The organism is Sphingobium vermicomposti (assembly GCF_011762025.1).
Lineage (GTDB): Bacteria > Pseudomonadota > Alphaproteobacteria > Sphingomonadales > Sphingomonadaceae > Sphingobium > Sphingobium vermicomposti.
This window is the reverse complement of record NZ_JAASQR010000002.1, coordinates 67,231-80,167: the sequence shown is the minus strand read 5'-3', so window position 1 is coordinate 80,167 and position 12,937 is coordinate 67,231. Positions and strand designations below refer to the sequence as shown.

Sequence of the window (12,937 nt, the reverse complement as noted above, 5' to 3'; positions counted from 1 at the left end):
ACATTCGCCGATCCTACCTGAACATCAGCCTGTCCGCTATTGATGGTTAGCCAAGGTTAGCCGCCGCATCCACGACCGCTATCGCTTCACTCGACCGTGACGGATTTGGCCAGGTTCCGGGGCTGGTCGACATCAGTCCCTTTCGCCACGGCGACATGGTAGGCGAGCAGTTGGACTGGCACGGCATAGACCATCGGCGCGATCAGCGGATGGACTTTGGGCATGGTGATGGTGGCGATGCACCCCTCGCCCGCTGCTTGCACCCCATCATAATCGGAAATCAGCACCACCTTGCCACCGCGCGCCTGCACTTCCTGCATATTGCTCACGGTCTTTTCAAATAGCGGGCCGCTGGGGGCGAGGACGATCACCGGCACCTTGTCGTCGATCAGCGCAATCGGCCCGTGCTTCATCTCTCCCGCGGCATAGCCTTCGGCATGGATATAGCTGATTTCCTTGAGTTTGAGCGCTCCTTCCAGCGCCAGCGGGTAATCCGGCCCGCGGCCAAGGTAGAGCACGTCCCGCGCCACCGCGATCAGATGCGCCATGGCCTCGATAGATTCGTCATAGGCCAGCGCTGCGTTCAGCGCTGCGGGCGCTTCGGCCAAGTGACGCACCAGTTCCTTTTCCGCCTTGGCATCCAGCCGCCCCTTCGCCCGCGCGAGATTGGCAGCGAAAGCGGCGAGGACGGCAAGCTGGCAAGTGAACGCCTTGGTCGATGCGACGCCAATTTCCGGCCCGGCATGGGTGGGAAGCAGCAGGTCGGCCTCCCGCGCCATGGTGCTGGTGGGGACGTTGACGACCGCGGCGATCTTCTGCCCCTCGCTCCGCGCGTGGCGCAGCGCCGCCAATGTGTCGGCGGTTTCGCCGGACTGGCTGATGACGATCATCAACCCGCCATCCTCCATCACCGGCGCGCGATAGCGAAACTCGCTGGCCACATCGACATCGGCTGGCACGCGGGCGAGCTGTTCGAACCAATATTTCGCGACCATCCCGGCATAATAGCTGGTGCCACAGGCTACAATCGTCACCCTGCGGATCGTGCCCAGGTCGAAATCGGGGACCGGCAGCGACACCTGATCCTCCATACGGCGAAGATAGGATCGCAGCGTCTGGGCGACGACCACAGGCTGCTCGTAAATCTCCTTAAGCATATAGTGGCGGTGATTGCCCTTGGAAATCAGCTCGCCCGTCACCCCGGAAATGGTGATCGGCCGTTCGACGGGAGCGTTATCCTTGTCGAATATCTCGGCACCATCCTTCGTGATGACAACCCAGTCGCCTTCTTCCAGATAGGCGATGCGCTGGGTCAGCGGTGCGAGAGCGAGCGCGTCGGAACCGAGATAGGTTTCCCCATCGCCATATCCCACCACCAGCGGCGACCCCAGGCGCGCGCCGATCAGCATGTCGGGGCTGCCGCGGAACAATATGGCGAGCGCGAAGGCACCATGAAGGCGGGGCAGAACCTGCGCCACCGCGTCGCGTGGGGAAGCGCCCTGCTCTACCAGCTCGCTCACCAGATGGGCGACGACTTCGGTGTCGGTTTCGCTGGCGAATACCCGGCCCCGCGCCGTCAGTTCTTCCCGCAGCGCCTTGAAATTCTCGATAATGCCGTTGTGAACGAGCGCGACTTCCTTTGTCGCATGGGGGTGCGCATTGCTGGTCGTCGGAGCGCCGTGCGTCGCCCAACGCGTATGGGCGATACCCGTCGTGCCGGGCAGCGGGTTGCTTTCCAGCTCCTTCACCAGATTGGCGAGCTTGCCCTCCGCCCGGCGGCGTTCGATCGCGCCGTCATGGATGGCCGCCACGCCCGCGCTGTCATAGCCGCGATATTCCAGCCGCCTCAGACCTTCGACAAGCCGTTCCGCCACGCCGTCCTTGCCGACGATACCGATAATTCCGCACATGGATTTTGATGCCCCAAAAAGCTGCAAAACAAGCGATTAGCAGTCGCCGCGTCCATAGCTATGCCATGATCACACGCCAAGCGACAGGGGCCTATGTCATCGGGCGCGAATTGTGACCAGCCAGATGTCTGGCGGCGCGAGCATGCGGATGGGAAGGCCGCTGGTCCCCACGCCTCCCGACACGATCATGATCTTGCCACCCTCCCGATACACGCCGCAGGCGAAGCGCGTACCCAGGCGTGATGGGACATAGATGATACCCACGAAGGGAAACGCCACCTGGCCGCAATGAGTATGCCCGACCAGCGTTAGCGACGGCTGATCAGGCACGGCAGGAAAAATGTCTGGGCCATGCGAAAGGATCAGCGGCGCTCCGCCCAGCGCCTTCATGGCTGTCAGGGTGCGCGGGAGATCCGGCTTTCCGGTGTAAAAGTCCCGCAACCCGCCAATCGCCAACGGCCCCCGCCGGACGGCTTCATTGTCCAGCAGGCGGATGCCGATCGTGGCGAAGAGGCGCCGCCATTCCTTCCGGCTCACCAGCGAATGGCGGCGGGCGTCATGATTTCCCAGCACCGCCGCCACGCCCAGCGGCGCGCGCAGCCCAGCAAAGGGCGCGATGCTTTCCGCTGCGTCATAAGTCGCACCGCCTTTGTCATCACCGATATAGTCGCCGCCCAGCAGGATGAGATCCGGCCTGAGGCCGTTCACCTCGCCACGATGCGCGCCATCCGTTCGGGGCTATTGTCAGGTCCCGACAAATGCGGGTCAGTGATCAGGGCAACGCGCACCGGCTGGCTCGGCGCATCCGCCGGGAAAGGCAGTGCAATCTCCAGCCGCCGCACGACCGGCATCGCGCGCGCATTATCGATCAGCCAAAGGCCCATGCCGATGGCCAGCAACAGCATGGCCAGCAGCACGGCCAGCCAGCGCGGGGTCCGATATTGGCCCTTCACTTGGCGGCTTTGCGCGCCTGCATCCTGGCCCTGAAGCGTTTGGCCCAACCGGGCTTGCCATCCTGCGCGGGTCGAACGAGACACAGGGCGTCGGCTTCGACCTCCCTGGTCACAACGCTGCCCGCCGCGACGATTGCGCCGTCGCCGATCTTCACCGGAGCGACCAGCGCGCTGTTGGAGCCAATGAACGCTCCCGCCCCGATCTCGGTGCGATATTTGAAGAAGCCGTCATAATTGCAGGTAATGGTGCCCGCGCCGATATTGGCACCCGCGCCGATGACGGCGTCACCGATATAGGACAGGTGATTTATCTTCGCGCCCTCGCCCAGTTCCGCCTTCTTCACTTCAACGAAATTGCCCACCTTTGCCTTCGGCCCGATCTTCGCGCCGGGGCGCAGCCTTGCATAAGGTCCGATCTCCGCTCCCGCGTCGATCGCCGCCCCTTCCAGATGTGAAAAGGCGCGGATGGTGACATTGTCCGCCACGGTCACGCCAGGGCCGAACACGACATTGGGCTCCACCAGAACATCGCGCCCTAGCACCGTGTCGTGAGCGAAGAAGACGGTTTCCGGCGCGACCAGCGTGACGCCGTCGCGCATCGCTTCCATACGGCGACGGTCCTGCCAGTCGGCCTCAACGCCTGCCAGTTCCGCCCGGCTGTTGACGCCCGCGACTTCCCACGATTCCGCCTCGATCACCGCGCTTTGCGCGCCGGGCAGCATGACGATGTCGGGCAGATAATATTCACCCGCTGCATTATGGTTGCCAATCTGGTCCAGCAGCACGAACAGGTCGGTCGAACGAACGGCCATCAGCCCTGAATTGCACAGCGTCACCGCCCGTTCGGTGGCATCGGCGTCCTTATATTCCACCATTTTTTCGATGGCACCCTGCCCATCGGTGATGATCCTGCCATAGGCTGCCGCATCCTGGGGCCGGAAGCCCAGCACCACGGCGCGTGGCTCATCCCCCATGTTCAGCCGGTCGATCATCGCGCGCATGGTTTCGGGGCGAACCAATGGCACGTCACCATAAAGGATCAATATGTCCCCGGCGAACCCGGCCAGCGCATCATGCGCCTGGGCAACAGCGTGTCCCGTGCCCAGCTGCTTTTCCTGCACCGCGATAACCGCGCCTGTGCCCGCTACAGCCGCTTCCACTTGTTCGCGGCCAGATCCGACGACCACGACCTGCCGCTGCGGCTTCAGTTCAGCGACGCTGGCAAGCAGGTGGAGCAGCATGGGACGCCCCGCAACCGGGTGCAGAACCTTATGAGTTGCGGATTTCATGCGCGTTCCTTGCCCGGCGGCAAGGATGATGACGGCGATGGGGCGGCTGGCGGTCACGACGGAACGCTTCCTTCCTGCAAGATAAAGAGGTCAAGAATCTGAAGGCTGTCTGCCACGTTTGGCTTGCCTTTGCCACCGCGCTAGCCGCATGAGCCGCATCATGTCACGGATTCCTTTTGACGTCGTCGGTTTCGATCTGGACGGCACATTGCTCGACACCAGCGGCGACCTGGCCGCTGCAGTCAACTACGCCCTTGCGACGCTGGATCGACCGCCTTTCCCTGTGGACTCCATCCACCCGTTCGTCGGCAAGGGCGCGAAAGTGATGCTGGAACGGGCGCTGGCCGCTTCGGGCGGCTGCGATGAAGGTCTTATCGCTACCGCGCTACCTATCCTGCTTGACTATTATGAACAGAATCTCGCCGTTCATTCCGTCCCCTACCCCGGCGCGATCGCGGCGATAGACGAATTGGGGCAGGCGGGCGTGAAGGTCGCCATCTGCACCAACAAATCGGAACGCTTCACCATCCCGCTGATGCACCAGATCGGCCTGTCTGAACGGTTCGCCAGCATTGTCTGTGGCGACACGCTGCACGTTTCCAAACCCGACCCCGCCCCGATCCATGAGATGATAGCGCGCGCAGGCGGCGGCAGGGCAATATTCCTGGGCGATACTATAAACGACATTGCAGGTGCGCGTAACGCCGCCATCCCCAGCGTTGCAGTCAGCTTCGGCTTTCTGGATGGTCCCGTCGAACTATTACAGGCCGACGCGGTGATTCATCATTTCGATGAATTGATCCCACTTCTGGAAAATTGGCCCGGCTGAACCTGCGCGTCTGTCATTACATCCATATCGGATCAACATTTCATCGAATCTGGAAGTATTTGTTAAGGGCAGGACTATAGGTCCCAGCCGTGGCCGCGCGTGGCATATTTCATGCGCAACCTGCAGAAAGTGAAGGATAAAGGCACTCGGCATGGGAGAAAATTTCGCTTTCTTCCTGCCCGTCATGATGGCCAGTTTCAGCATCGCTTTCCTGATCCTTTACAGCCGGGGCATGCCGGTTGCCGGCTGGTGGAGCGCGGGCTATTTCTGCGTCGCGGGCGGCTTTACGATACCCGCCGCCTATGCAGCCGTTCCAACGCCCTTGTGGAGTCTGCTCGCCGACATACTGTTCGCAACGGGATTTCTATTCTTCGGCGAAGCATTGCTCCAACGATGGCGCCCCTTTTGGCTTCTCCCTGCCCGTATTGCCATCTGGGCATTGTCCTGGCTTCTCTGCGCCGCGGCGATGGCCACCGACAACCTGCCCATGGAACTGACCGCGTCTGACTTTGGCTGTTTCCTCTTGATCGCCCTGCCCCTGATCGCGGCCAGGGGTCGGCTGACCAGCGGCGCAGATCGCACCCTGTTCGCGGCGGCGGTGCTGGTCGCGCTCGACAATCTGGTCCGGGGCAGCACTGTCCAGCTTACCTTGGCGCAGGACGTCAATTATCTGGTCAGCGACTACGCCTTTCTGACCCAGGCGCTCGCTTGCATATTCGGGATGTTCATGGCGCTGGCGGCACTGGCGACGCATGTGCTCGATCTGCTCGCCCGTTATGAGCGTGATGCCATGGTCGATCCGCTGTCGGGCTTGCTCAATCGCCGTGGATTTGACGACGCCGTGGCGCAGCTTGGCACGGATGCCAGATCCGGCAGCCTGATCGTCTGCGATATCGATCATTTCAAGGCGGTGAATGATGAATATGGCCATGCCCTGGGCGACCGCGTCATCGTAGCACTGGCAAGGATGCTGGAAGACGGAACTCCCGATATGGCGGTAACGGCCCGTTTCGGAGGAGAGGAATTCGTGCTCTTCCTGCCGTGTACCGATGCCGCCTGCGCCGCGGCCATCGCCAATGACGTGCGGGAAAGCTTCACGCGCGAAATCGGATCGACCCTGCCGCTCACACGCAGCCTGACCGCCAGCTTTGGCCTGTCCACCGTCCAGCGCGCCGATACGTCCATCCATGACACAATCGCCCGCGCGGACGAGGCGCTGTACCAGGCGAAGTCGCGGGGGCGTAATCGGGTTTGCGTGCGGCGCGCCCTATCCTCCCCCCAGTTTACATCGACCGCCAGCACACCTGCGATCATCGGCACCTGATAGCGAAAAGGGCCGCCCATCATGGGCAGCCCTTTCCTGTCGCGCGGCAATCCTGCCTGATCACATGTGGATCGGTTTGCCCATCACTGCCATCGCTGCTTCCTTGATCGCCTCACTATGCGTCGGGTGCGCGTGGCAGGTATAGGCAATATCCTCGCTCGATGCGCCAAACTCCATGGCCTGCGCCGCCTGCGCAATCATGGTGCCCGCAACCGAAGCGATGATCCACACGCCCAGCACCTTGTCGGTCTCTGCATCGGCGATGATCTTCACGAAGCCATCGGGTTCGTGATTGGTCTTGGCGCGGCTATTTGCCATCATCGGGAACTTGCCGACCTTTATCGCGCCCTTTTCCTTGGCCGCTTCCTCGGTCAGGCCCACGCCCGCGATTTCGGGGCTGGTATAGACGACCGACGGAATCACGTCATGGTTCACGATGCCGGTCAGGCCAGCGATATTCTCCGCGACGGCAATGCCTTCATCCTCTGCCTTGTGCGCCAGCATGGGTCCGGGGATCACGTCACCGATAGCCCAGACGCCGGGAACCTTGGTCGCAAAGTCGTGATCGGTATCGATCTGGCCGCGCCCGTTAAGCTCCAGGCCGATCTTGTCCAGGCCCAGCCCGTCCGTATTGGGGCGGCGGCCAATCGACACCAGCACCACATCGGCCTCGATCGTCTCAGTATCGCCACCGGCAGCCGGTTCAATCGTCAGGGTGACGCCCTTCTTATGCGCCTGTGCGCCCGTGACCTTGGTGCCAAGCTTATAGTCGAAGCCCTGCTTCTTGAAGATCTTGTTCGCTTCCTTGCGGACTTCGCCGTCCATGCCGGGGAGGATCTGATCGAGATATTCGACCACCGTCACCTTCGCACCGACGCGGCGCCACACCGAACCCAGTTCCAGCCCGATGACGCCGCCACCGACGACGACCATATGGCCGGGCACCTTGTCCAGTTCCAGCGCGCCGGTGGAATCGACGATCAGGCCCTTGTCATTGTCCACTTCAACGCCGGGCAGCGGCGTGACCGACGATCCGGTGGCGATGACGATATTCTTCGCCGTCACCGTCTTGCCCGCTATTTCCACGCTGTTCGCGCCCGTGAAACTGGCGCGTCCCTTCAGCCAGTCGACCTTGTTCTTCTTGAACAGAAACTCGATGCCGCCCGTCAGGCCCTTTACCGCGTCCTTGCGCTGACCCTGCATCGCGCCCAGGTCCAGGCTCATCTTGTCGATCTTGACGCCCAGCTTGGCGAGCGCGCCGCTTGATGCTTCCTCGAACAGTTCGGACGCGTGCAGCAGCGCCTTCGAAGGAATGCAACCAACGTTCAGGCAGGTGCCGCCCAGCGTCTCGCGGCTTTCGGCGCAGGCGGTCTTGAGGCCCAGTTGCGCAGCACGGATCGCGGCCACATAGCCACCCGGACCCGCACCGATCACCAGAACGTCATAATCGAAGTCTGCCATAAGAATCTCCGTTCGCCCTGAGCCTGTCGAGGGGCTTCACTTCCTATTTCGTCCCTTGCAAAAGAAGGGACAGGGCTTCGACAGGCTCAGCCCGAACGGGGATGACGGCCGACCTTACAGGTCGATCAGCAGGCGGGTCGGATCTTCGATCGCATTCTTCACGGCAACCAGGAAGGTCACTGCCTCACGACCGTCGACCAGGCGATGATCGTAGCTGAGCGCCAGATACATCATCGGTCGAATGACGATCTCCCCATTGCGGACGACCGGACGGTCCTCGATACGGTGGAGGCCCAGCACAGCCGACTGCGGCGGGTTGATGATCGGGCTGGACAGCAGCGAACCGAAGACGCCGCCATTGGAGATGGTGAAGGTGCCGCCCTTCATATCTTCCATGGTCAGCGTGCCGTCCTTGGCCTTCTTGCCGAAATTGCCGATCGTCTTTTCGATGTCGGCCACGCTCAGGCTTTCCGCATTGCGGATGACCGGCACGACCAGGCCATTGGGTGCCGAAACAGCGACCGAAATGTCGGCGAAATCATTATAGACGATCTCGTCGCCATCGATCTGCGCGTTGACGCCCGGAATGTCGCGCAGCGCCATGCAGACGGCCTTGGTGAAGAAGCCCATGAAGCCCAGACGGACGCCATGCTTCTTTTCGAACAAGTCCTTATACTTGGTGCGCGCTTCGATGACGTTGGTCATGTCCACGTCATTATAGGTGGTCAGCAGCGCCGCAGTGTTCTGCGCTTCCTTGAGCCGCTTGGCGACCGTCTGGCGCAGGCGGGTCATCTTGACGCGTTCCTGCGCGCGGCTGGGGCCGGCGGCTGGCGCAGCGGCAGCAGGCGCGGCAGCCGGGGCCGAAGCTGCAGCCTTGGCAGTGCCTGCGGCGACGGCGGCGGTGACGTCGTCCTTGGTCAGGCGGCCATCCTTGCCCGTCCCCTTGATCTTGCTGGGGTCAAGGCCATGTTCCAGAACCAGGCGACGCACGGCAGGCGACAGCGTCAGATTGCCGCCTTCCTCCTCTTCGACCGGGGCCGAAGCCGCCGGGGCGGGCGCGGCAGCCTCCGCCTTGGCAGCAGGGGCCGGTGCCGGTGCAGCAGCGGCAGCTGGCTTGGCGGCAGCGGCTGCACCATCGTTGATCATCGCCAGCAGCGCGCCGACATTCACGGTGTCGCCTTCCTTGGCGATGATGTCGCCGAGCGTTCCAGCGACAGGCGCGGGCACGTCGACGGCAACCTTGTCGGTTTCCAGGCTGACGATCGGCTCATCGGCCTGCACTGCCTCTCCCGGCTTCTTCAGCCATTGGCCGACGGTCGCTTCGGTAACGGATTCGCCCAGGGTGGGGACTTTGACTTCTGTTGCCATGAGCTTTGTCAGCCTTTCTTCTGGCGGCGGATTTCTTCACGGACGCTGTGACCCAGCGCATCGGCGACGAGGGCACCCTGTTCGGCGACATGGCGCTTGGCAAGGCCCGTTGCGGGCGACGCCGATGCCTTGCGACCGGCATAGCGGGCACGCATGGGGGCTCTGCCCGCCTGCGCCAGCGCTTCCTCGATATAAGGTTCGACAAAGAACCAGGCACCGTTGTTACGCGGTTCCTCCTGGCACCAGATCACTTCCTCCAGGTTCGTCATGCGCTTCAGACGCACGGCAAGGGCCTCAGCCGGGAAGGGATAGAGCTGTTCGATGCGGACGATCTGGGTATTTTTGTCACCCGCCGCGTTGCGGGCTTCCATCAGGTCATAGGCAACCTTGCCGGAGCATAGCACCAACCGCTTCGTTTCCGCGTCCGGTGCCGGATTGATGTCCGACAGGATGCGCATGAAATGGTTCTTGCCCTGGAAGTCCTGAGCCGTGCTGACCGCCAGCTTATGCCGCAGCAGCGACTTTGGCGTCATCATGATCAGCGGCTTGCGGAACGGACGCAGCATTTGCCGACGCAGGATGTGGAAATAGTTGGCCGGCGTCGTGCAATTGGCGACCTGGATATTTCCTTCCGCGCAAAGTTGCAGGAAGCGTTCCAGACGCGCCGAACTATGTTCCGGCCCCTGCCCTTCATAGCCGTGAGGCAAGAGGCAGACGAGACCGTTCGAACGGAGCCACTTGGTTTCCGACGAGCAGATATACTGGTCGAATATGATCTGCGCGCCATTGGCAAAATCGCCGAACTGCGCTTCCCAAAGCACCAGGCTTTTAGGGTCCGCGAGCGCAAAGCCATATTCAAAGCCCAGCACGCCATATTCGGACAGTGGGCTGTCGAGCACCTCGAACCGGCCATGCGGGACGGTGGACAGCGGGATATATTTATTCTCGCTATCCTGATCGACCCAAACCGCGTGGCGCTGGCTGAAGGTGCCGCGACCGGAGTCCTGCCCCGATAGACGAACGCCATAGCCTTCCGACAGCAGCGATCCGAAGGCTAGCGCCTCGCCGGTTGCCCAGTCGAAATTCTCGCCTGTCTTGAACATCTCCGCCTTTGCGTCGATCACCCGGCGCAATGTCTTGTGGACATTATGGCCTTCGGGGACCGTCGTCAGCGTCTTGCCCAGGCTGTCGAACAGCTTTTGGCTGATCGCGCTTTCGACATTCTGCCGCGCCGTTTCCGCATCAGCGGGCTTGTGCAAGCCCGACCAGCGACCGGCAAACCAGTCCGCCTTGTTGGACTTGTAGCTCTTGGCGGCCTCGAACTCCTGCTCCAGATGATTGACGAAGTCACCCGTCACCTGGTTGACGAAGTCGTCGTCGACCACGCCTTCCGCCTTCAGTCGTGCCGAATAAACGTCGCTGACCCGCGCGTGCTGGCGGATCTTTGCGTACATCTGCGGCTGGGTGAAGCTCGGTTCATCGCCTTCATTATGGCCAAAGCGGCGATAGCACCACATGTCGATCACAATGTCGCGGTGGAAGGTCTGACGATATTCGATCGCCAGCTTGCATGCAAAAGTCACCGCTTCGGGATCGTCGCCATTGATGTGCAGGATCGGTGCCTGAACGCCCTTCGCCACGTCGCTCGGATAGGGCGAGCCACGGGAAAATTGGGGCGAGGTCGTGAAACCGATCTGGTTGTTGACGATGAAGTGGATGCAGCCGCCAGTATTATAGCCGCTGACGCCCGAAAAACCGAGGCATTCCCAAACGATGCCCTGTCCCGCGAAAGCCGCGTCACCGTGGATCAGCACCGGCAACACCTGCTCATGCTTGGCCAGATCGTCACGGAAAGTCTGCTGCGCGCGCACCTTGCCCAGCACGACCGGATCGACGGTTTCGAGATGCGACGGGTTGGGAACCAGCGACATATGCACCTTGATCCCGTCAAACTCACGGTCAGTCGAGGTGCCAAGATGATATTTGACGTCGCCCGATCCGCCGACATCTTCCGGGTTGGCGGTGCCGCCGGAAAATTCGTGGAAGATGACGCGGAAACCCTTGGCCATCACATTGGCGAGCACGTTGAGCCGACCGCGATGGGCCATGCCATAGACGATTTCCCGAACGCCCAGCGCACCGCCATATTTGATGATGGCTTCCAGCGCCGGGATCATGGATTCGCCGCCGTCCAGGCCAAAGCGCTTGGTGCCGACATATTTGCGGCCCAGGAACTTTTCATATTGTTCGGCCTGGATGACCTTCGACAGGATCGCCTTCTTGCCTTCGGGCGTGAACTGGATTTCCTTGTCCTTGCCCTCCAGCCGTTCCTGCAGGAAGCGGCGCTCCTCCACATCGGCGATGTGCATATATTCTAGGCCGACATTGCCGCAGTAATTGGCGCGCAGAATAGCGACTATCTCACTCACGGTCGCATATTGCAGGCCGAGCGTTCCACCGAGATAGATCTTCTTCTGAAGATCGTTCAGGCCGTGATATTCCGGCGTAAGGTCAGCCGGCAGGTCGCGCTGGGACAGGCTCAAGGGATCGAGATTGGCGGCAAGGTGGCCGCGCACACGATAAGTGCGGATCAGCATTTGCGCCCGGATAGCGTCGTCAGCAGCACTGACGACATCCGTATCCGACACAGGCTTCCCTGAAGCCTTGGCCGCAGCTTTGACAGCGACCTGCATCTGCGTCGGGTCCATCGCCCCGGTCAGGTCGTCCGTATCGCTCAGCGGCCAATTGCTGCGGGCCCAGCTCGGGCCGTGCTCGACTTCGAAATCCTGGCTCTCGTAACCCATTTTCCTGCGTCCCATGCCACCCGCGTGCAGTCGCGGATCGGGTAACAAGCGGCCGGGGTGCAGCCCGGCCGCCAGGCTTCAGATCAGCCCTTCAGCACTTCCACCAGCGTCGAACCAAGCTCCGAAGGGCTGGCCGCAACCTTGATGCCGGCAGCTTCCATTGCCGCGATCTTGCTTTCAGCATCGCCCTTGCCGCCCGACACGATCGCACCGGCATGACCCATGCGACGGCCCGGAGGCGCCGTACGACCTGCGATGAAGCCCGCCATGGGCTTCCGACGGCCACGCTTGGCCTCGTCGATCAGGAACTGGGCAGCCTGCTCTTCCGCGTCGCCGCCGATTTCACCGATCATGATGATCGATTCGGTGGCGTCGTCCGCCAGGAACAGTTCCAGCACGTCGATGAAGTTGGTGCCATTGACCGGATCGCCGCCAATGCCGACGGCAGTGGTCTGGCCCAGGCCCGCATTCGACGTCTGGAACACGGCTTCATAGGTGAGCGTGCCGGAACGCGAGACCACGCCGACGCTGCCTGCCTTGAAGATGCTGCCGGGCATGATGCCGATCTTGCATTCATTGGGCGTCAGCACGCCGGGGCAGTTCGGCCCGATCAGGCGCGACTTGGACCCCGACAGCGCACGCTTCACGCGCACCATATCGAGCACCGGAATGCCTTCAGTGATGCAGACGATCAGCGGGATTTCCGCATCGATCGCCTCCAGGATCGAATCAGCCGCGAATGGCGGCGGAACGTAAACGACCGAAGCGTCCGCGCCGGTCTTCGCCTTTGCTTCGGCGACAGTGTCATACATAGGCAGGCCAATGTGGCTGGTGCCGCCCTTACCAGGCGTGACGCCAGCAACCATCTGCGTACCGTAAGCCAGCGCCTGTTCCGTATGGAAAGTGCCGGTGGCACCGGTCATACCCTGGGTGATGACCTTGGTGTTCTTGTTCACCAGAATGGACATTATAGCCCCTTCATCTCAATGGAGTGGCATT

At 61.9% G+C, this 12,937-nt stretch carries 8 protein-coding genes and 1 pseudogene; 2 read left to right on the top strand and 7 right to left on the bottom strand.

What is annotated here, in order from left to right; genetic code table 11:
• Positions 1-86: 86 nt before the first annotated feature.
• From glmS to glmU, 3 genes and pseudogenes are all read right to left on the bottom strand, one after another.
• Complete coding sequence (glmS, locus tag FHS54_RS05200) at positions 87-1,910, bottom strand: glutamine--fructose-6-phosphate transaminase (isomerizing) (RefSeq protein WP_167302780.1); 1,824 nt, start codon at positions 1,908-1,910, stop codon at positions 87-89.
• 96 nt (positions 1,911-2,006) lie between these two features.
• Positions 2,007-2,815: pseudogene (locus FHS54_RS05195) on the bottom strand (metallophosphoesterase).
• A gap of 44 nt (positions 2,816-2,859) precedes the next feature.
• Positions 2,860-4,152 (bottom strand): bifunctional UDP-N-acetylglucosamine diphosphorylase/glucosamine-1-phosphate N-acetyltransferase GlmU, encoded by a 1,293-nt coding sequence (gene glmU / locus FHS54_RS05190; protein WP_243855696.1) that lies wholly within the window; start codon positions 4,150-4,152, stop codon positions 2,860-2,862.
• A gap of 160 nt (positions 4,153-4,312) precedes the next feature.
• On the opposite strand from glmU, the gene FHS54_RS05185 reads away from it, so the two are divergent.
• Both FHS54_RS05185 and FHS54_RS05180 read left to right on the top strand, forming a co-directional pair.
• Positions 4,313-4,981 (top strand): HAD family hydrolase, encoded by a 669-nt coding sequence (locus tag FHS54_RS05185; protein ID WP_167302778.1) that lies wholly within the window; start codon positions 4,313-4,315, stop codon positions 4,979-4,981.
• Positions 4,982-5,132: 151 nt separating this feature from the next.
• A complete protein-coding gene (locus tag FHS54_RS05180; protein ID WP_167302777.1) occupies positions 5,133-6,305 on the top strand; it encodes a GGDEF domain-containing protein in 1,173 nt (390 codons plus the stop codon).
• Positions 6,306-6,365: 60 nt separating this feature from the next.
• Here the strand turns inward: FHS54_RS05180 and lpdA are convergent, their stop codons facing one another.
• The 4 genes from lpdA to sucD form a co-directional block, all read right to left on the bottom strand.
• Positions 6,366-7,766, bottom strand: coding sequence for a dihydrolipoyl dehydrogenase (gene lpdA / locus FHS54_RS05175; RefSeq protein WP_167302776.1), 1,401 nt, complete (start codon positions 7,764-7,766; stop codon positions 6,366-6,368).
• A 114-nt stretch (positions 7,767-7,880) separates the two neighbouring features.
• Positions 7,881-9,134, bottom strand: a complete 1,254-nt coding sequence (gene odhB, locus FHS54_RS05170) for a 2-oxoglutarate dehydrogenase complex dihydrolipoyllysine-residue succinyltransferase (RefSeq protein ID WP_167302775.1) — start codon at positions 9,132-9,134, stop codon at positions 7,881-7,883.
• A gap of 8 nt (positions 9,135-9,142) precedes the next feature.
• Positions 9,143-11,938, bottom strand: a complete 2,796-nt coding sequence (locus FHS54_RS05165) for a 2-oxoglutarate dehydrogenase E1 component (RefSeq protein WP_167302774.1) — start codon at positions 11,936-11,938, stop codon at positions 9,143-9,145.
• A gap of 83 nt (positions 11,939-12,021) precedes the next feature.
• Entirely contained in the window at positions 12,022-12,906 is an 885-nt protein-coding gene (gene sucD, locus FHS54_RS05160) for a succinate--CoA ligase subunit alpha (RefSeq protein WP_167302773.1), read from the bottom strand.
• Positions 12,907-12,937 lie beyond the last annotated feature (31 nt).

Bases quoted from the DNA above. Each gene is read 5' to 3' on its own strand.
- sucD (WP_167302773.1), bottom strand. From the start codon at position 12,906: ATGTCCATTCTGGTGAACAAGAACACCAAGGTCATCACCCAGGGTATG.
- lpdA (WP_167302776.1), bottom strand. From the start codon at position 7,766: ATGGCAGACTTCGATTATGACGTTCTGGTGATCGGTGCGGGTCCGGGT.
- glmU (WP_243855696.1), bottom strand. From the start codon at position 4,152: ATGAAATCCGCAACTCATAAGGTTCTGCACCCGGTTGCGGGGCGTCCC.
- FHS54_RS05180 (WP_167302777.1), top strand. From the start codon at position 5,133: ATGGGAGAAAATTTCGCTTTCTTCCTGCCCGTCATGATGGCCAGTTTC.
- glmS (WP_167302780.1), bottom strand. From the start codon at position 1,910: ATGTGCGGAATTATCGGTATCGTCGGCAAGGACGGCGTGGCGGAACGG.
- FHS54_RS05185 (WP_167302778.1), top strand. From the start codon at position 4,313: ATGTCACGGATTCCTTTTGACGTCGTCGGTTTCGATCTGGACGGCACA.
- odhB (WP_167302775.1), bottom strand. From the start codon at position 9,134: ATGGCAACAGAAGTCAAAGTCCCCACCCTGGGCGAATCCGTTACCGAA.
- FHS54_RS05165 (WP_167302774.1), bottom strand. From the start codon at position 11,938: ATGGGTTACGAGAGCCAGGATTTCGAAGTCGAGCACGGCCCGAGCTGG.